This window comes from Pseudoalteromonas agarivorans (assembly GCF_024518735.1).
In the GTDB taxonomy this organism is placed as follows: Bacteria; Pseudomonadota; Gammaproteobacteria; order Enterobacterales; family Alteromonadaceae; genus Pseudoalteromonas; species Pseudoalteromonas atlantica.
Map to the genome: position 1 here is coordinate 241,813 of NZ_JANIGJ010000002.1, position 19,281 is coordinate 261,093.

The window sequence follows — 19,281 nt, forward strand, 5'->3', positions numbered from 1 at the left end:
CGCAACCTTTTATTTGCTACTAGCAAGGTTAGGCGTATCGTTTAATTTTTTGTATAACGCTGGCAGTTCGCTCTCAGCAATCGGTTTGCAGTAATAAAACCCTTGCACAATATAGCAATTATTATTTTGCAAAAACTCTACTTGTTCAATCGTTTCAACCCCTTCTGCAACTACGTCTAATTTAAGCTTTTGCGCCATAGCTATAATAGCGGCGGTAATTTCCATGTCATTAGAATCAGCAGGGATATCTTTTACAAACGAGCGGTCAATTTTTAATATGTCGACCGGGAATCGTTTTAAGTAACTTAGCGACGAATAGCCAGTACCAAAATCATCAATCGATATTGAAATACCCAGTGCTTTTAGTTCGTGTAACTGCGTAATGGCAGCTTCAACATTGCCCATTAGCATACTTTCGGTAAGTTCCAAGTGTAACCGCTTAGCACTTACCCCGGTTTGTTTAATTATACTGCTGAGCATGGGCACTAAATTAGCGTCTTTAAACTGACGTGCCGATAAATTAATAGATACGTTGTTATCTCGTCCATCTTGCGCTAAACGCACCGCAAACTCGCACGATTGCTGTAATACCCACTCACCGAGTTCAACAATAAGCCCTGTTGCCTCAGCAATAGGAATAAACTTGGTCGGCGATATAAGCCCTTCTACTGGGTGGAACCAGCGTAGTAGCGCTTCATAGCCTACAACGTGCTGAGTTAATGAGTTTATTTGCGGCTGATAATAAACCTCAAACTGTTTTTCTTTAATCGCATGGCGTAATTCGTTTTCAATGAACAGCCTTTCATTGGCAGCCGCGTTAAGCTCTTGGCTATAAAAGTGGTAAGTATTACGCCCTTTGGCTTTTGCCTCATACATTGCTAAATCAGCATGTTTTAAAAGCTGATCTTCTTCTAGGCTATCGTAAGGGGCCATTGTAATACCAATACTAGCGCTGACTATTACTTCGTTATTGCCAAGCTTTATAGGCACATTAAGTGTTTTTTGAATAGTATTTGCGACATCACTGGCATGCTCTTGGCTTTCAATACCACTGAGTAATACAGCAAATTCGTCGCCCCCTAGGCGGGCAATTGTATCTTCGGCGCGTAAGCGTGCTTTAAGGCGGTTAGCAACTTCAATTAGTAACTGATCGCCTGCATCGTGGCCTAACGTATCGTTAATGCGTTTAAATTCATCTAAATCAAAGTAAAAAAGTGCAAACGCATAATGGCCGCGCTCAGCCAAAGCCATTGATTTACGCAGCTGCATTCTAAAAAATGTTCGGTTTGCTAAGCCCGTTAACGTGTCAAAGTACGCAAGCTGCTCCATTTTGCGCTGGCTTTCTTTAACAAACGAAATATCTTGTGCGGAGGCTACATAACTGGTGATCTCACCGCCGTCTTCGCGAATAGGAGAAACACTTAACGATACCCAAATAGGCTGTTTATCATTGCCCTGAATCAAGGTATCACCACGCCAGTAGTTTCTACTGCGAAGGTCGATATTGATATCTTCAACCAAAATGGCCATCTCAGATGCGATAATATTCAACAGCGGCGCGCGGTTAAAATGGCTCTCTGGGTAGCCTGTCATCTCAAGCATTTTGGGATTAACGTATTCTATAACAAAGTTTTCATCGGTGATCACCACACCGGTTCCTGAGAAGGCAACGGCTTTAGAGAGCCTATTAGCGGCTTTCTCGGCAATTTCTTTTTCTGTAATTCGCTGGTTTAACCCATCTATAAGCTTACGAATTTCTACGGTCATATCTCTAAATGAGCCGTTTAGCGTGCCTATTTCGTCTTTGTTCTCTGGCGGGAATTCGGTTAGTAATTGCCCTTTACCAAAGCCAGTAACTGCATGTACTAATGTGTGAATTCTGCGAAGCACTAGCTGATACAGCGCTTGGTGTAACAATAAGGCAACCAAGACCGCATAAAGCACAAACAAGCCAAAAAACTTCAGTTTTAAATCTTGCAGAGCAGAGAGCGTTGATGAGCGTTTTTTATAAACCCCAATGTACCAGTCTAGTTTATCAATTTTACGAATATTAATAATGTGTGCTTCATCGTTTTGTACAAACGAATTAGCATACTCTGGTAATTTCATGGTAATTGCTTCATTTATAATGGCTTGCAATTGCGGATTAACGAATTCGTTTGTTGTTATTGTTTTATCTTTGCTGCCATAACTTGCTTGTAGCGCTGGGTTAAGACTCGGGTGCGCAAGCAGTTGGCCTTTTTTATCAAATACCAGTAAATGTTTTTCTTTATCGCCCACAGGTAAAAATGAAATCAACGTGTTTAAATCTATATCACTGCCGGTCACCCCTAAAAATTCATTATCAACATACAAGGGGACAAGCAAACTAATAACCCATTTATGCCACACTTTATCGTAATAAACCTTAGACCAAACAGGTTCTCTGCTAGGGTTTAAATCACTTTGCACATACTTAAATGTTGCACCATTAGAGCCTCTGAGTTCAGCCGGTGCGTTTAACGCCCAATTGGGGGGCGAGACACGGATGAAATCATCTTTGGTGATCATATAAAAATTAAAAAAGTCGTGAATTAAGGTTGGTGAAATGACTTTCCACAACGACTCTGAGTTATTAAATAAACGCTTATAAAAAGGAGAATAATGCTGCTGAGGAAGAAATGCGGCTGAAAGGCCGTCGCTCGATGCACTGCGTATAGTGCCGTCGCTATTAAATTGTAACTGGGTTTTGTTAGATAAATTGATTGCTGAACTATCACTAAATAGCTGCTCTGACACAACATTATTAGCCTGTTTGGCAACGGCTGATTTTGTTTTGATTAGTGCGTCAAATTGCCTGATAAGTAATTCGGTGGAGCTTTTAAGTACTTCATGCTCTTCGAAAACTAATTGTTTTTCTTCAGATTTAAGCATCAGCGCGGCAGCGCACACACCGGCAATTAAACAAATTGCAGATATAAGCAACGACAGCTTTACACTTAAAGAATTTAGTCCAAAACGCGATGGAGGGCGTCTATACACCACAGGCCAACCTTACTATTTTAGTTGTTGTTATTTTTAGCTAATACCTGAAATATACCAGATCCCTATTCATATTTATAAACTATTTGTAAATTTTATCTAAATGTTAGCTAGGAGCTGATAATTATTCATTATGTCTATTTAAACTGGCTTGCTTGTTGACTTTGCTAGTAACACCTCATACATTAACAGCATGAAAATTATCTTATCTTGCACTTTTTTTTCTTTTTTTAGCTTCTTTATATAAAAGAGGCTGAACTGTTTGTGAGATAAAATCAATCGAATAGCAAAGCCTCCCACTTGGGAGGCTTTTTTGTTTTAGTTGCACTAAGCAACTTATTTTTGGAATGAGGAAACCAAAATGACCAACGATGTTTTAAACGCGCTCAGACACGATATTAACGAAATAGACTCTGATCTATTGGTGTTATTAGCTAAGCGCCGCCGTATTAGCCACGGTGTTGTTGAGTATAAAATTGCGAATAACAAACCGATTCGTGATGAAGCGCGCGAACTAGCCTTACTCGAAAAGCTGATTGGTTATGGCAAGTCGCTTGGTCTAGATGCGTATTATGTGAATAACGTTTTTCAAACCATATTGGAAGACTCTGTGCTGCATCAGCAAGCCATGCTGCAAAAAAACTTAAACCCCGATGCATTAAGCGAAACACATCGCGTTACTTACTTAGGCGGGCAAGGCACGTACAGTCAGCTAGCATGTCATAAATACTTTAGCCGCCGCCCTGGCAAGTTAGTCGAAATTGGCTGTACCTCGTTTGATGAAATTACGGGCAAAGTAGAAAATGGCCAAGCAGATTTTGGTTTGCTGCCTATAGAAAACACCAGCTCGGGCAGTATTAACGAAGTATTTGATTTATTACAACATGCTCAAGTATCAATTGTAGGTGAAGTTACACACAGTGTAGAGCACTGCTTACTTGCCACCCCAGATACTGAATTAAGCCAATTAACTAAAATTTATGCCCATCCTCAGCCATTTGCTCAATGTAGTCGCTTTTTACAAGGCCTCGGTGATTTACAACATGAAACCTGTGATTCAACCTCAAGTGCTCTACAGTCAGCTTTAAATACGCCAAATAGTGCGGCTATTGGCTCAGCGCAGGCAGGTAAAAACGTTGGCCTTGAAGTGATTAAATCAAACCTTGCGAATCAAAGTGAAAACCACAGCCGCTTTATCGTTGTGGCGCGCAAACCTCTGCAGGTATCTAAACAAATACCGACTAAAACCAGCCTTATTATGGCCACTAAACAACAAGCAGGTTCATTGGCTGATGCGCTAATGGTGTTTAAGCAACATCAAATAAACTTAGTTAAACTAGAGTCTCGTCCTGTACCGGGTAACCCCTGGGAAGAAGTGTTTTATGTAGACTTAGAAGCAAACCTTGCCGATAGCCAAGTACAACATGCCTTAGAGGAGCTAAAAGAGCATACTCAATATGTGCGCGTTTTAGGCTGTTATCAAAGTGAGTCTTTACAAGCTGTGAGTGTAAATACCTAACCTAACACGCAAATACTAAAAAGGGCCTAAGTAGGCCCTTTTTTAATCACTCATTTAAAATGCTTTCAACGTATAGCTTAAGTAACTACACATTTTTAACCCTTTTAATCTAATACCTTGGCGTCATTTGCTTTATTTAGCAGGCTACGGCTTTGCGTTAAAAAGTGCGCGGTCGAGTCTGAAAAATACGCTTTAGCATCAGCAAATGCATCGATGAGTGCGCCTTTATCTCCCGCTTTTAGCTTTTCAAGAGTTTGTGCAAAGGTCTCTTGGTATTGCGCTAGTAAACTCTCAACATTATCAAACTGGGCCAACATTATATCTGAGTATAGCTCAGGAGATTGTGCAAATAGGCGCCCTACCATCATCAACTCTAACTGATAAATAGGAGACGAGCAGCTTCTTAGTTCCTCAAGCGTATGGCTTTGCTTTGCTAAAAACTGCCCATAAACAAAGGTCGTTAAGTGGCGCATTACTTGTATAATTTGCATTGCTTCATCATGCTTTTTAGCATCTAGCTCAACAAGTTGGCAGCCCCATACTTGCAACTGCTGCAGTAAGCCTTTTGCAGCATCATGCGCTCGGCCTTCACACACAACAACAGTTTGTTTAACCCAGTGAGAAATATCAGGGCCAAACATAGGATGTAAACCAACAACGGGCCCAGAGTGCGCCGCCTTTAATGCCTTAATGGGTGATTGCTTAACTGAGGTAATATCAACAAGCAAACAGTCATCATCAAGTTTAGGTAGCTTAGCAACAACGGCCTCAAGTGCATTGATAGGCACACTGATCATCACTAATTTTGCGCCAGCTAAAATGGCTTTAGCATCGTTTTGCTGATCTTTATCTAAAATCTTAACTTCATAACCTGAACGAATAAACTGCTGAGCAAATAACTGGCCCATTGCCCCTTGCCCACCTACAATTACAATAGGTGATAAATCAGAGGCGGCACAGGCAAGTTTAACTTGTTGGTTTTGATAGGCTTCGCGCATCATGCGCCTTAATATGTCTTCAACAAGTTCAGGGCTGACTCCTTGTTTAATCGCTTCATGACGACGAGCAGCTAGCAAAGCAGCTTCTCTTTCAGGGGCATGCAGGGGGGCGCCATTTTGCTGCTTAATAGCACCAATTTTTTGGGTTATTGCATTTCGCTTTGCAAGTAAAGCAACTAATTGCGCATCGCATTCATCTATGCCATCTCGTAATTGTGATAAATCACTTAATTCAGCCACGTTTCTCATTCCACCTATAAACAACTCATTTCGTAAATATATATTTACATTTAAGTAAACTAATCAATACGTTAAATACTAACAGGATCAAGTATGGGTTAAAAGGTTAATGTAGCAACGCGAGTGAAGATTACTTAATACAGAGGGGTGCTTTTGTGAAGAGGTAGTATGTTATTTAATGGCTTAAAAACCAAAACGGGTTGCAACCGTGAGGCTGCAACCCGTTTTCTTTGCGTTGATAAACAGCGCGTATTAGTTAAGTTTTTCTCTAATACGTGCAGATTTACCAGAACGCTCACGTAGGTAGTAAAGCTTAGCACGACGAACCGCACCGCGACGCTTAACTGTTACGCTATCAATAAGAGGGCTGTGCGTTTGGAATACACGCTCAACACCTTCACCGCTCGAAATTTTACGAACTGTGAATGCTGAGTGAAGACCACGATTACGCTTAGCGATTACAACACCTTCAAAGGCCTGTAGACGCTCTTTGTTACCTTCTTTTACACGTACCTGTACAACTACTGTATCACCAGCGCCGAATGCTGGTACGTCTGTTTTAAGCTGCTCTTCTTCAAGCGCTTTAATAATATTTTGGTTTACTTTTGCCATTATGTTTCTCACTTTCCTAGGTGTAACTGTCTTCTAGCCACAAGCTTTTTGGTACTCTTGCTGAAATTGTGCGAGTAATACCGCTTGCTCCTCAGTCAGAGCTAGGTTATGCAACAAGTCAGGACGTCGTAGCCAAGTTCTGCCTAATGACTGCTTAAGCCGCCATTTTGCTATCTCTTGGTGGTTTCCACTGAGTAGTACAGCAGGCACCTGTTTGTCGTCCAATGTTTCTGGCCGTGTATAGTGAGGACAATCTAGCAAGCCATCCGAAAATGAGTCTTGCTCTGCTGACTGGTTATGACCTAACACGCCTGGCACTAATCGCGCTACTGCATCAATTAATGTCATGGCAGGTAATTCACCACCACTCAAAATAAAATCACCAATTGACCATTCTTCGTCAACGTATGACTCTATTATTCTCTCGTCTATACCTTCATAGCGACCGGCAATCAAAATCAGCTTTTCAGAGTTTGCGAGTTCGCTAGCCCCTTGCTGATCTAATTTGCGCCCTTGCGGGGACATATAAATTACTTTTGCGCCATCACCTGCCGCTTTTTTAGCGTCAAGAATGGCTTGTTTTAATGGTTCAACCATCATTAACATACCTGGGCCGCCCCCGTAAGGACGGTCATCTACGGTTCTGTGCTTATCTAAAGCATAGTCACGTGGATTCCAGCAGTTAAAGTCAATTAAGCCATTTTTCACTGCGCGACCAGTGACACCTTGGTGTGTAATAGCATCAAACATGTCTGGGAAAAGGCTTATCACCCCTACCCATAATGAACTAGTTTGAGTCATTAAAACCCAGGATCCCAGTCTACGGTAATTTCTCTCGCTTCGTATTTAACTTCTTTAATTACTGAATCAGTTAAAAAAGGAATCAAACGCTCAGCTTGACCAAATGCATCTTTACTGTTTGCCTTAACAACCAGTACATCATTCGATCCTGTCTCCATCAGGTCATCAACAGTGCCTAAATTGTAACCTTTATCAGTTACAACCGACATGCCAATGAGATCTCGCCAATAAAACTCGCCTTGCGGGAGTTCTGGTAATTGCGCTGAATCAACAGATATTTCTGCATGGGTATAAGCCATTGCTTCGTCTCTGTCGTTTACTTGCGCAATTTTAGCGATAAAGCCTTTGTTGTGGCGACGCCAGTCGACCACTTCTAAGGTCTGCCATTTACCTTGTTGCCCTATCAACCACGGGCTGAAATCGAAGATCCCTTGGGGATCATCAGTAAATGAATGTACCTTAAGCCAGCCCTTTATACCATATGGGGCACCGAGCTTTCCTACGACAATAATTGATGAGGTGTTCTCTTGACTCATGGTTACACTTACGCCTATTAAGCCGCTTTACGAGCGTCTTTAACTAACTTAGCTACACGATCAGAAAGACCTGCGCCCTGACCTACCCAGTGATCAACACGAGGTAAATCTAAACGAAGTTTTTCTTCTTGACCTGAAGCAATTGGGTTAAAGAAACCAATTTTCTCGATGAAGCGACCGTCACGCGAGAAACGGCTATCCGCAACCACAATTTGATAGAAAGGGCGTTTTTTAGCGCCACCACGTTGCAAACGAATAGTTACCATACCGTCCTCTAAATAGATTGACTGTTTTCATTAATAAGATTTACTCCCCAGTATGGGGAGCTGGGGAATTGTACGAGTTTTTAGCAACAATGCAAGTAAGAAGTGAAGCAAAAAGCCACTTTAGTAGGTTAAACTGTGATCTGAGCCACAATTAATAGATTATCATGCACCACGCGCATAATTTATTCAACAAAAAAGGGCCAATTAGCCCTTTTGTTATACATTATATAGCGGCTATTTAAGCGCTACATTAAAATTTAGGGCCACCGCCACCCATCATTCCAGGTGGTAACATGCCTTTCATGCCGCGCATCATTTTTTGCATGCCGCCTTTACCTTTCATTTTTTTCATCATTTTTTGCATTTGCGTAAACTGTTTTAGCAGTTTATTTATTTCTTGTACCTGTGTACCAGAGCCTGCGGCTATACGCTTTTTACGAGAGCCTTTAATAATCTCAGGACGCGCACGCTCTTGTTTGGTCATAGAGCTGATGATTGCTTCCATTTGAATGAAGGTTTTGTCACCCATTTGGCCTTTTACAGCATCGGGTAAGTTTTGCATACCAGGCAGCTTATCTAGCATCGACATCATGCCACCCATATTTTTCATTTGCTTTAATTGCTCTGCAAAATCATCAAGGGTAAAGCCGTTGCCTTTAAATACTTTTTCAGCGACCTTAGCTGCTTTTTCCTTATCGACTTTCATTTCGACTTCTTCGATTAATGAAAGTACATCCCCCATGCCTAAAATACGCGATGCGATACGATCGGGATGGAACGGCTCTAGTGCATCTGTACGCTCACCCACACCCATAAATTTAATTGGCTTGCCGGTAATATGGCGGATAGATAAAGCAGCACCACCGCGTGCATCACCATCTGTTTTAGTTAAAATAACACCGGTTAGAGGTAGCGCTTCATCAAATGCTTTAGCGGTATTCGCCGCATCTTGACCCGTCATTGCATCAACCACAAATAATGTTTCGATTGGGTTGATTGCTTTATGAAGGTCTTTAATTTCGCCCATCATTTCGTTATCTACGTGCAAACGGCCGGCGGTATCGACTAAAACTACGTCTATAAATTTCTTTTTAGCATGAGAAATAGCAGCGGTGGCGATATCTACTGGCTTTTGCGAAATATCACTTGGGAAAAAATCCACGTCAACTTCGCTGGCAAGTGTTTCAAGCTGTTTAATAGCCGCCGGACGGTATACATCGGCACTAACAACTAGCACTGACTTTTTCTTACGCTCTTTTAAAAACTTAGCAAGCTTACCAACACTGGTTGTTTTACCCGCACCTTGTAAACCAGCCATCATAACAACGGCTGGCGGCTGTGCATTAAGGCTAAGCTCTTCGTTGGCTTCACCCATCGCTTTTTCAAGCTCTTCGCGCACTATTTTTATAAATACTTGGCCAGGGCTTAAGCTTTTAGTTACTTCAACACCTACGGCACGTTCTTTAACTTGCTTTACAAACTCGCGAACAACAGGCAACGCAACGTCAGCTTCTAAAAACGCCATACGTACTTCACGTAGCGTGTCTTTAATGTTGTCTTCTGTTAAACGGCCGCGGCCACTAATATTTTTTAAGGTTTTACCTAATCGTTCTTGGAGGTTCTCAAACATGTAACGGTTCCGATAAGACGTTTATATTGACCCAATAAGCTCACGCTTATTTGCATTTTACTTATTAGATGGGAGCAATAGTATTAAATTTCAATTAAAAACAGTATACCGTAAATGATGGCGCACAATACAGTATTGAAGCACAGCTTATTGAGTTTCTTTTTTTAGGTCTATGCAATTGCTTTGCTATAAAATACAATGTGCTTATAACAACAAGAATTATTTGACTCTAATTATAAGTGGCCCAAGCACAATGCTGATTATTAGTTTAACTATTATTGCCAGTTTATTTTATGTGTTAGCAACGTCTCACGTGTTAACACGCCTGTTTCATCAACAAGGTCCTAGCCAAAAGGTAACGGTTATTTTAAGTACCGTGGCTATACTAGCGCACATGCTGCTGTTGGTTAATTCGGTGTTTCGCTCCGACGGGCAAGATTTAAGTATTGTTAATGTTGCACTGCTGACCTGCTGGGTTATTGTGGTGTCGGTTACTGCGGTGTCGTTAAAGTTCCCTGCTACATTGCTATTACCGGTTGTCTATGGCTTTGCAGCCCTACTCACCATTGCGAGTTTGTTTATACCGCACCATATTTTATTACAAAGCTTTAATATTGAAATAGGCCTTATCACACATATATCGCTATCACTGTTAGCATATTGCGTGTTAATTATTGCCACTTTATACGGCGTGCAGTTTTACTTTATTGATAAACGCTTAAAACGTAAAGATTTAGCAATTGTGCATAGCCATTTGCCACCATTAATGGTGGTAGAACGTCAGCTCTATCAACTATTAAACTTAGGTACGGTGCTACTTACCTTTGCCTTATTAACAGGATTTGTGTTTTTAGATGGGATGTTTGCAAAAGAATTTATCCATAAAACCATTTTATCGCTTGTCGCATGGGTTATTTTTGTCACTGTTGCGCTTGGGCACATGAAAAAGGGCTGGCGTGGTAAACCTGTGGTTATTACCATCATGGTCGCTGCATTTATCCTCACACTTGCTTATTTTGGCAGCCGTTTTATACAAGAAGTGGTGTTAAATAAGTTTTAACTTGACTCTGTTAGCTCACTCTAGCTTAATACGCATTGGTTTATAAAAAAAGGATCCATCGTTGGACGACATATCGACAAGTACCTTGTTTATCATTTTAGGTTTATTGGTGCTTTTTTCTGCTTATTTCTCGGGTTCAGAAACCGGGATCATGTCAATTAATCGTATACGCTTGCGCCACCTTGCAAAAGAGGAACATCGCGCAGCTAAACGAGTCAGTAAATTACTTAGCCGTCCTGATAGACTCATTGGCCTAATATTAATTGGTAACAACCTTGTAAATATCGCTGCTGCCCAGGTAGCCACTATCATTGGTATTCGTTTATACGGTGATTTAGGTATTGGTATTGCAACCGGTGTGTTAACGCTAGTGGTACTAATATTTGCAGAAGTAACCCCAAAAACGCTTGCTGCGTTGTACCCTGAAAAAGTAGCCTTTCCAAGCTCTATTATTCTCAAAGGGTTACTCAAAATACTATTCCCATTCGTGGTTGTTGTGAACTGGATGACCAACGGTATTTTACGTCTATTTGGTATCAGCTCAGCACAAATAGATGAGCACAGCATGAGTAAAGAAGAGCTTAAAACAGTGGTGAATGAGTCAGGCGCATTACTGCCAGCTCGTCACCAAAGCATGCTGACCTCTATTTTAGACTTAGAGCAAGTGACCGTTGAAGATATTATGATCCCTCGTAACGAAATAGTGGCGATTGATATTAACGACGATTGGAAGCTCATTAGCCGCCAATTAACTCATGCTCAGCACACCCGTGTATTACTTTATCGCGACAATATTGATGACGCGGTAGGTTTTATCCATTCGCGTGACGCTCTTCGTCTTTTAACCAAAGAGCAATTTGATAAACCGTCATTATTGCGTGCTGTACGTGAGATTTACTTTATTCCTGAGGGGACGTCCCTAAATACCCAGCTATTAAAGTTCCAACAATCAAAAGAGCGTATTGGTATAGTGGTTGATGAATATGGCGACATACAAGGCCTCGTAACCCTTGAGGATATTCTTGAAGAAGTGGTTGGCGATTTCACTACCACGCAAACACGTACGCCAAGTGAAGAAGTGACCACACAAAGCGATGGCTCTTACCTTGTTGATGGCGGCGCTAACGTGCGCGACTTAAACAAAGAGATGGGCTGGGAGTTTCCTCTTGATGGCCCTAAAACACTCAGCGGTTTAATTGTAGAATACCTAGAAGATATTCCAGATGCTAATTTAAGCCTTAAAATAGCCGGCTACCCTGTTGAGGTGTTAGAGGTAAAAGAGAATATGATCAAACAGGTAAAAATTAAGCCAAATCAACGTAAGTTGTAAGTGTAAATAATGCATTAAAAAAAGGAGCCTTGGCTCCTTTTTTTTGCTTTTAAGATATGTAGTTAGCCAAAAAGCAGTCGCTCAAACCAGCCTTTATCAAGCTCCTCTTCACAACGTTTAAGCTGCGCACCATAACGGCTTGCGCGGTGTTTTACTTTATTAGCAACACTCATTAGCCACTTTTTCTTTTTATAGGTACCGCGTTTATAACCGCCCCACCCTTCGTGATAATTTAAGTATTGGGCGTAAGCATCCCATTTAGAGATACCATTTACTTTATGTGTTTTATAAACAAACCATGCCATAAAGTCGATTGCATCGTCAAAATCATCTCTATCAGCCCCACTGTTACCCGTTTCACGAATATAGTCAGACCAAGTTGGAGTTTTTGCTTGTGAGTACCCGTAAGCATCACTGGCACGCCCAGTTGGAATTATCCATAAAAAATACTCCATGGGTGGTGCGGCATCATGACGAAACGAACTTTCTTGGTACATCATGCTCATAAGAACATGTTTAGGTGAGCCCCATTTTTCTTGTGCATCTTTTGCATCAAAGTACCAATCTGACTTTTCTTCAAAAATTTTACAAAGATCATTAGGTTGCTTTGGCGGCGCAGTGGCACACCCAGCTAAAGAGAGGGCAAAAGATAAAATAATTGCATTTTTTTTCATTTTTATAAGATCTCACTGAACTTTTTAAAAAAGCGTGGGTCTGAGTATATGAATGCAGCAGTATAGCATTGTTTCATCCCTGAAGAATATTTACGCAGCCACCTTGGGCTGCGTTTTTTTTGCTTAAAAAAACTTAAGCAGATGCTTTGGCATTAAAATATTCATCTAAAAAGTCAGTAAAGCTTAGCGTGTCGGCGCGCTCTATTTCTTCTCGCGCTTTATCCGAGAGAACAACTTGTTGCTCTAGCCATTCTTTAGAAAACACATTGTAGTTGGCTTGAGCATGGCTTTGCTTATATTTATTAGCCAATTGAATAGCAAATAAACCGTTATCTATACCCGCACTTTCTAGCTCGCGCACATAACGCCCTGAAAAAGTCAGCGCTGGGTTATCAACCCAAGTAGCCATTTGTGCGATGGTTTCGCTGTAATAGGTCACCCCATACGCCTTATCCATATGCTCAGCGACTTCACTTAGTTGGTCAAAAATTTCTCTCCCCCAACTTTGTAACGTACGCTGTTGGTTGTTGTCGTTAAGCATAACACCTAACTGACGCCCCTGATTAACCACTGTATCTAAATTCTCAGTGCTGCGGGCTTGCTCTTTCCACTGCATTTCTGGAGAGTCTTTCAACAAACAATACGTTAAAAACACATCTAAAAAATGAATTTGCTCTATATCAATGCCGGTTTCACTAAACGGGTTTACATCCAGCGCTCTAATTTCAACATACTCAATGCCTGCTCTTAATAATGCATCCGTTGGTTTTTCACCACTTTTAGCATTACGTTTAGGGCGGATCGGCGAATAAAATTCGTTTTCGATTTGCAGAATATTTTTATTAAGCTGCTTAGGTGTTGCTGTGGTGTAGTCATCAATATCGCCGTATAAGTCAGAAGGCGTGTTGATTGCTTTTTTAAGCCCAGCAACGTACTCATCAAGTGAGTTATACATTACGCGTAATGAAGATTGCGCACTGTTGGTGTAACCTAAATCACCCAAGCGTAGCGCGGTTCCTACTTCTAAATAAAGTGTGCCTTTACCTAGCTTTTTAAACGGTAGGTCAGTTTTGCGCCCTTGTAAAAAAGAATTACATAATGCAGGTGAGGCACCAAACAAGTAACTAATTAACCAAAGCTCGCGTTTAAAATTACGAATAAGCGCTAAATAACCATCCGATATAAATGCTTCTAGGCTTTGCTCACTTTGCTTTAAGGTGTGTAAAGATTGCCAAAGTGTTTCTGGAAAAGAAATATTAAAATGAACACCCGCAATCGCTTGCATCATACTACCGTAACGGTTTTTTAATCCTTCACGGTATAGGGTTTTCATACGCGCAGTATTTGAGTTACCAAATTGAGCCAGTACGATGTCGTCTTGATCTTCAATAAAGCATGGCATACTGATGGGCCATAAAAGCTCATCACCCATGTGCTCAAGTGTAAACTTTTGCAGGTCTTTTAATTGCGCTAAGGTTTCTGTCGCTGATTCACTAACAGGGGTAATAAATTCAAGTAATGACTCTGAAAAGTCGGTAGTAATATGTCCGTTTGTTAATGCACTACCTACGCCTTTAGGATGTCCTAAAGTGGAAATGGCGCCATTACCTTTAATACGCAACGACTCTCGCTCAATACCACGTTTGATCCCTTTAATTGCATGCTGATGCGGTGTTGCTGATAACGCGTTTAGCGCGCTAGATAAATCATGTATAGTCAAAAAATGCTTCCTCGGCCACGTGGCTTAATCTTAGGGTTATGGGGGCTAATTGCCCATACTCAAGATTAAATTGTTAAGAACAATATAATTTTTCAAAATTTTTAGCTATTTACCCTGTTGAGCATGCGCTTGATACAATAAGCATCAACCAGCAAGCTAATCTTGCCACTGCTCACGCTAATATACAATCGCTTTACTAGGGCGTGTTGGCCTTTGTGAATTGAAATTTGTCCAAACTAAGGGCGATTCAATCGCAGCGCGATATTTGTAACCTAATGGGCTCGATAACTACTCTGCATTATTCTAATAACTTACATCCATGTAAGAATAAGTAAAAACCGAACAAAGCTTTCGCGTCCTGCTCATACCCCTTGCCTAAAAACCAAACACACTGCTGTAAATTCAACCACCAAAAATCAACACGCCCCAAACATAAAGACCCTGAATTAATAGATTACACTTCATAAGCTTTAACATTTTAAACGCAGTATTTGATATAGATCATAAAAAGTCGCAATTTTGATGACAATTTTATTTAGCGCAGCGCCTTTACTTCACCTCCTTTTGTTTACCCAATACAATGACAAGTTAATTAAAAAGGATGGTTAAAACTAACATGCGTCATAATCAAAGCTTAATAAATGAAGAGGTTCACTTTAGTGATGCTCAGCAATTGGTATCCACAACCGATTTACGAGGAGTCATTACGTATGCAAATAAGGCATTTTGCGATGTAGCAGGCTTTAGTGCCCAAGAACTCGTTGGTAAAAATCATAATATTGTGCGCCACCCAGATATGCCCAAAGCAGCATTTAAAGAAATGTGGAGTACGCTAAAAAGCGGCCACTCATGGCGCGCAATAGTAAAAAATAGATGTAAAGATGGGCGCTATTACTGGGTTGATGCATTTGTAACCCCTATCTTTGAAGGTGATCAGTTAGTTGGCTATCAATCTGTACGTACAAAACCAGATAAAAAACATGTTTTAACAGCCCATAAACTATACGAAAAATTAAATAGCGGTAAAGCCGCTTTTAATTTTAAAGAACGCACACACTTGCGCCAAATGCTTACGTTAGCCATTGTATTTAGCTGGCTAATAATAAGTGGGTTTGCCTTTTCAACCATGGCAGCGGTTATCAACGTATTAATTTGCGTGTTTATTTTGGCCTTAAATTATCAAGAGCTAGTGGCAACCCCTGCTAAATTAAACACCTATAAACAGCATTCTGACTCTATCTCGCGCTATGTTTTTTGTGATAACTCACCGCTAAGTGTGAGTGACTATAAAGAGCAAATGTTACTTGCTAAGCTCAGAACTGTATTAGGGCGCGTAAAAGATGCCACCTATGCCTTTAATAATATTGCTGAAAACCTAGATGATAAATCGGCGCTCACCGAAAAAGGCATTGAGGCGCAAAGCACACAGCTTACACAAATCGCCACTGCTATGGCGCAAATGACCGCCACTATTGGTGAGATTTCTAATAGTACAACAACTACCGCCGACAAAGTTAATTCTACTCAGCACAGCTGCGCGGATATAAAACAACATATTGCTGATAACAAAAAAATGGTATCTGAGCTGGCAACCCACGTAGATCATGCTGCCAATACGGCTAATAACCTCGCGCAGGAAGCAGATAAAATAGGCCAAGTAATGAATGAGATAGAAGGTATTGCTGAGCAAACCAATTTACTAGCGCTTAATGCAGCAATAGAAGCCGCAAGAGCAGCCGAGCATGGCCGTGGTTTTGCCGTAGTTGCTGATGAAGTACGTGCCCTTTCATCTCGTACGCAAAGTGCTACGGGGCAAATTCACAGCTCGATTAAAGATATACAAGATACATTGGTTAATTGGTCAAAGGTAATGCAAAGTACAAAACTACAAGCTGAGGGCTGCGTACAAACAACCGAGCAAACACACCAAGAGCTCGATAGTATATTCAATCAAATTAGTGAAATAGCATTACTTACAAACAGTATATCGACGGCTGCAGAGGAGCAGCAGATGGTGAGCCATGATATTGCTAATAATGTAGATAATATAAAAGAGGTGAGTAACGAAAACTTAGCTTTAAGTTTTGACGTTGCTAAAGATGCCGCAGAATTAGTTGCCGGCTCTCAAAAAGTAAACAACCTACTTTATACATTTAAAGTATAAAGCAAGGCAATAAGCCGCCTGCTTGGCGGCTTATTGTGCGTCTATATTAGCGTTTTGAAAAAATCAGGCCCTGCTCGTTTGCATCTATCACGACAATATCGCCAGGGTTATACTCTCCCCCTAATAGCTGCTGAGCCAGTGGGTTTTCAATTGTTTGCTGAATAGCTCGTTTTAATGGCCGAGCACCGTAAACAGGGTCGAACCCGCTAGAGGCAATTTTATCAAGCGCCGCATCACTGATCTCTAATAAGTAGCCCATTTCTGTTAAACGCTCACGCAATTTAACAAGCTGAATATCGGCAATTTCTTTAATATGCTCATTGGCAAGTGGATGAAATACGACGGTTTCATCAATACGGTTTATAAATTCTGGCCTAAATTCGTTAACGAGCACATTCATAACTTTGCTCTTAAGCGTTGCGTAGTCGTTCGTGCCCGCTTGCTCTTGAATAATATCTGAGCCTAAATTTGAGGTCATAATAATAACCGTATTTTTAAAATCAACCGTACGCCCTTGCCCATCAGTAAGGCGGCCATCATCGAGTACCTGCAATAAAATATTAAATACATCGGGGTGCGCTTTTTCTATTTCATCAAGCAAAATTACAGAGTAAGGCTTACGGCGAACGGCTTCGGTTAAATAGCCGCCTTCTTCGTAACCAACATAACCGGGAGGCGCGCCCACTAAACGTGCTACAGCGTGTTTTTCCATAAACTCTGACATGTCGATACGCACCATGGCATCTTCTGTATCAAACATAAAACCTGCAAGCGCTTTAGTAAGCTCTGTTTTACCCACCCCAGTTGGTCCTAAAAATAAAAATGACCCTATTGGTCGATTAGGATCGGCAAGCCCCGCACGAGAGCGTCGTATCGCATTCGCGACCGCAACAACTGCTTCGTCCTGCCCTATCACTTTACTGTGAAGTTGCTCTTCCATTTTTAACAGTTTTTCTCGCTCACCTTGCAGCATTCGCGATACTGGAATCCCGGTCCAACGAGAAAGTATTTCTGCAATTTCGTCCTCGCCAACTTGGTTTTTTAGTAAGCTCATTTCTTGCATTTCAGCTTGCGAGGCTAAATCAAGTTTTCGCTCAAGCTCTGGAATTCTTCCGTATTGCAGCTCCGACATACGCTGTAAATCGCTTGCCCGGCGGGCAACCTCTAAATCAAGGCGCGCTTGTTCAAGCTCAGCTTTAATTACTTGCGTGCCTTGTAACGAGGCTTTTTCTGCATTCCATACTTCATCAAGCTCTCGGTATTGCGCTTCTAAGTCGGTGATGAGCTGCTGCATTTCGCTGCGCCGCTTTTGGCTTGCATCGTCTTTTTCTTTAGCTAAAGCGTTATCTTCAAGTTTTAATTGAATAATACGGCGCTCAAGCTTATCTAAAGACTCAGGCTTTGAATCTATTTGCAAACGAATTGACGAGCCAGCCTCGTCAATTAAATCAATAGCTTTATCTGGTAATTGTCGGTCACTAATATAACGGTGCGATAAATGCGCAGCGGCGACAATTGCCGGGTCAGTAATATCCACAGAGTGATGTAACTCGTAGCGCTCTTTTAAGCCACGTAAAATGGCAATGGTGTCTTCAACTGAGGGCTCTTCAACCAATACTTTTTGAAAACGACGCTCAAGTGCGGCATCTTTTTCTATGTATTGGCGGTACTCATCAAGCGTAGTGGCGCCCACACAGTGTAGCTCCCCTCTAGCAAGCGCTGGCTTTAACATATTGCCAGCATCCATAGCGCCGTCGGTTTTACCTGCGCCCACCATAGTGTGAATTTCATCAATAAATAAAATCACTTGGCCTTCTTCTTTAGCCAACTCGTTGAGCACCGATTTTAAACGCTCTTCAAATTCACCGCGGTATTTAGCACCCGCCACCAGCGCGCCTAAATCTAGCGATAAAACACGCTTACTTTTTAGGCCCTCTGGCACTTCGCCATTTATAATGCGCTGCGCTAACCCCTCTGCAATGGCCGTTTTACCTACCCCTGGCTCACCAATAAGCACGGGGTTATTTTTAGTACGGCGCTGCAAAACTTGGATCGTGCGCCGAATTTCGTCATCTCGCCCAATAACGGGGTCGAGCTTACCTTGCTCTGCGCGCTCGGTTAAATCAATGGTGTATTTTTCAAGTGCTTGTCGGGTTTCTTCGGCGTTAGGGTCATCGACCTTTTGGCCACCGCGAATTGCTTTTATAGCACTTTCTATTTTAGTTGCAGTGATATTAAGCGCTCTAAAAATATCACCTAAAGGGCCTTTGTCGTCACAGGCAGCTAATACAAATAATTCGCTCGAAATATACTTATCTTTACGCTTTTGCGCGTACTTATCACATAAGTTAATAAGCGAAGCCATATTATTAGAAAGCTGTACGTCGCCCCCTACTCCTTCGACTTTAAACAGCTTTTCTATTTCTTGAGAAAGCTTGGTGTTGAGCTCATCTGCACTCACGCCTGCTTGTGCAAGCAAGGCGCGCACGCTAGAGCCATTTTGCTGTAAAAGCGCATACATTAAATGTACGGGTTCAATAAATTGATGATCGCGCCCTAATGCTAGCGACTGAGCATCTGAAAGCGCAGATTGAAATTTACTTGTGAATCTATCTAAACGCATGAGGGTTTACCTATTTAATAAACTAATTGCTTAATAAATGGGTATGTTAATAGAATTGTTCAAGGTGTTAAGAAGAATATTGTGGGG

The 19,281-nt window shown here is 41.4% G+C and carries 14 protein-coding genes; 4 read left to right on the forward strand and 10 right to left on the reverse strand.

What is annotated here, in order from left to right:
• Positions 1-9 precede the first annotated feature (9 nt).
• A complete protein-coding gene (locus NQT65_RS05460) occupies positions 10-3,024 on the reverse strand; it encodes a bifunctional diguanylate cyclase/phosphodiesterase (RefSeq protein WP_256850673.1) in 3,015 nt (1,004 codons plus the stop codon).
• A gap of 358 nt (positions 3,025-3,382) precedes the next feature.
• Here NQT65_RS05460 and NQT65_RS05465 point away from each other — a divergent pair, with 358 nt between their 5' ends.
• Positions 3,383-4,540 (forward strand): chorismate mutase, encoded by a 1,158-nt coding sequence (locus NQT65_RS05465; protein ID WP_055253024.1) that lies wholly within the window; start codon positions 3,383-3,385, stop codon positions 4,538-4,540.
• 104 nt (positions 4,541-4,644) lie between these two features.
• Here the strand turns inward: NQT65_RS05465 and tyrA are convergent, their stop codons facing one another.
• From tyrA to ffh, 6 genes are all read right to left on the reverse strand, one after another.
• Entirely contained in the window at positions 4,645-5,778 is a 1,134-nt protein-coding gene (gene tyrA, locus NQT65_RS05470; RefSeq protein ID WP_256850674.1) for a bifunctional chorismate mutase/prephenate dehydrogenase, read from the reverse strand.
• A 252-nt stretch (positions 5,779-6,030) separates the two neighbouring features.
• Positions 6,031-6,390, reverse strand: coding sequence for a 50S ribosomal protein L19 (gene rplS / locus NQT65_RS05475; protein ID WP_004587324.1), 360 nt, complete (start codon positions 6,388-6,390; stop codon positions 6,031-6,033).
• Between the two features lie 33 nt (positions 6,391-6,423).
• The gene (gene trmD, locus NQT65_RS05480; protein ID WP_004587325.1) at positions 6,424-7,191 is read right to left on the reverse strand and encodes a tRNA (guanosine(37)-N1)-methyltransferase TrmD; all 768 of its coding nucleotides are present in this window, start codon (positions 7,189-7,191) and stop codon (positions 6,424-6,426) included.
• Positions 7,191-7,727 (reverse strand): ribosome maturation factor RimM, encoded by a 537-nt coding sequence (rimM, locus tag NQT65_RS05485; protein WP_004587326.1) that lies wholly within the window; start codon positions 7,725-7,727, stop codon positions 7,191-7,193. Before rimM ends, trmD begins: the two co-directional genes overlap by 1 nt.
• A gap of 17 nt (positions 7,728-7,744) precedes the next feature.
• The gene (rpsP, locus tag NQT65_RS05490) at positions 7,745-7,993 is read right to left on the reverse strand and encodes a 30S ribosomal protein S16 (RefSeq protein WP_004587327.1); all 249 of its coding nucleotides are present in this window, start codon (positions 7,991-7,993) and stop codon (positions 7,745-7,747) included.
• Between the two features lie 250 nt (positions 7,994-8,243).
• Positions 8,244-9,623 carry a signal recognition particle protein gene (gene ffh / locus NQT65_RS05495; protein ID WP_024031859.1) on the reverse strand — a complete coding sequence of 460 codons (1,380 nt, stop codon included), beginning with the start codon at positions 9,621-9,623 and terminating at the stop codon, positions 8,244-8,246.
• A gap of 253 nt (positions 9,624-9,876) precedes the next feature.
• Between ffh and NQT65_RS05500 the strand changes: the two genes are divergently transcribed.
• Together NQT65_RS05500 and NQT65_RS05505 are read left to right on the forward strand one after the other, a co-directional pair.
• On the forward strand, positions 9,877-10,683 hold the full coding sequence (locus NQT65_RS05500; RefSeq protein WP_024031858.1) for a cytochrome C assembly family protein: 807 nt from the start codon (positions 9,877-9,879) through the stop codon (positions 10,681-10,683).
• Positions 10,684-10,744: 61 nt separating this feature from the next.
• Positions 10,745-12,013: an HlyC/CorC family transporter gene (locus NQT65_RS05505; RefSeq protein WP_004587330.1), complete on the forward strand. Its 1,269-nt coding sequence runs from the start codon at positions 10,745-10,747 to the stop codon at positions 12,011-12,013.
• Positions 12,014-12,075: 62 nt separating this feature from the next.
• Here the strand turns inward: NQT65_RS05505 and NQT65_RS05510 are convergent, their stop codons facing one another.
• Together NQT65_RS05510 and gshA are read right to left on the reverse strand one after the other, a co-directional pair.
• The gene (locus NQT65_RS05510; protein WP_024031857.1) at positions 12,076-12,687 is read right to left on the reverse strand and encodes a transglycosylase SLT domain-containing protein; all 612 of its coding nucleotides are present in this window, start codon (positions 12,685-12,687) and stop codon (positions 12,076-12,078) included.
• Between the two features lie 133 nt (positions 12,688-12,820).
• Positions 12,821-14,407: a glutamate--cysteine ligase gene (gene gshA / locus NQT65_RS05515; protein WP_126006354.1), complete on the reverse strand. Its 1,587-nt coding sequence runs from the start codon at positions 14,405-14,407 to the stop codon at positions 12,821-12,823.
• Positions 14,408-15,023: 616 nt separating this feature from the next.
• On the opposite strand from gshA, the gene NQT65_RS05520 reads away from it, so the two are divergent.
• Complete coding sequence (locus tag NQT65_RS05520) at positions 15,024-16,571, forward strand: methyl-accepting chemotaxis protein (protein WP_256850675.1); 1,548 nt, start codon at positions 15,024-15,026, stop codon at positions 16,569-16,571.
• Between the two features lie 46 nt (positions 16,572-16,617).
• Here the strand turns inward: NQT65_RS05520 and clpB are convergent, their stop codons facing one another.
• Complete coding sequence (gene clpB / locus NQT65_RS05525; protein WP_256850676.1) at positions 16,618-19,194, reverse strand: ATP-dependent chaperone ClpB; 2,577 nt, start codon at positions 19,192-19,194, stop codon at positions 16,618-16,620.
• Between the last annotated feature and the right edge of the window lie 87 nt (positions 19,195-19,281).

Coding starts and splice junctions, on each gene's coding strand:
- rimM (WP_004587326.1), bottom strand. CDS start 7,727: ATGAGTCAAGAGAACACCTCATCAATTATTGTCGTAGGAAAGCTCGGT.
- NQT65_RS05500 (WP_024031858.1), top strand. CDS start 9,877: ATGCTGATTATTAGTTTAACTATTATTGCCAGTTTATTTTATGTGTTA.
- rpsP (WP_004587327.1), bottom strand. CDS start 7,993: ATGGTAACTATTCGTTTGCAACGTGGTGGCGCTAAAAAACGCCCTTTC.
- NQT65_RS05465 (WP_055253024.1), top strand. CDS start 3,383: ATGACCAACGATGTTTTAAACGCGCTCAGACACGATATTAACGAAATA.
- clpB (WP_256850676.1), bottom strand. CDS start 19,194: ATGCGTTTAGATAGATTCACAAGTAAATTTCAATCTGCGCTTTCAGAT.
- NQT65_RS05520 (WP_256850675.1), top strand. CDS start 15,024: ATGCGTCATAATCAAAGCTTAATAAATGAAGAGGTTCACTTTAGTGAT.
- trmD (WP_004587325.1), bottom strand. CDS start 7,191: ATGACTCAAACTAGTTCATTATGGGTAGGGGTGATAAGCCTTTTCCCA.
- NQT65_RS05510 (WP_024031857.1), bottom strand. CDS start 12,687: ATGAAAAAAAATGCAATTATTTTATCTTTTGCCCTCTCTTTAGCTGGG.
- ffh (WP_024031859.1), bottom strand. CDS start 9,623: ATGTTTGAGAACCTCCAAGAACGATTAGGTAAAACCTTAAAAAATATT.
- rplS (WP_004587324.1), bottom strand. CDS start 6,390: ATGGCAAAAGTAAACCAAAATATTATTAAAGCGCTTGAAGAAGAGCAG.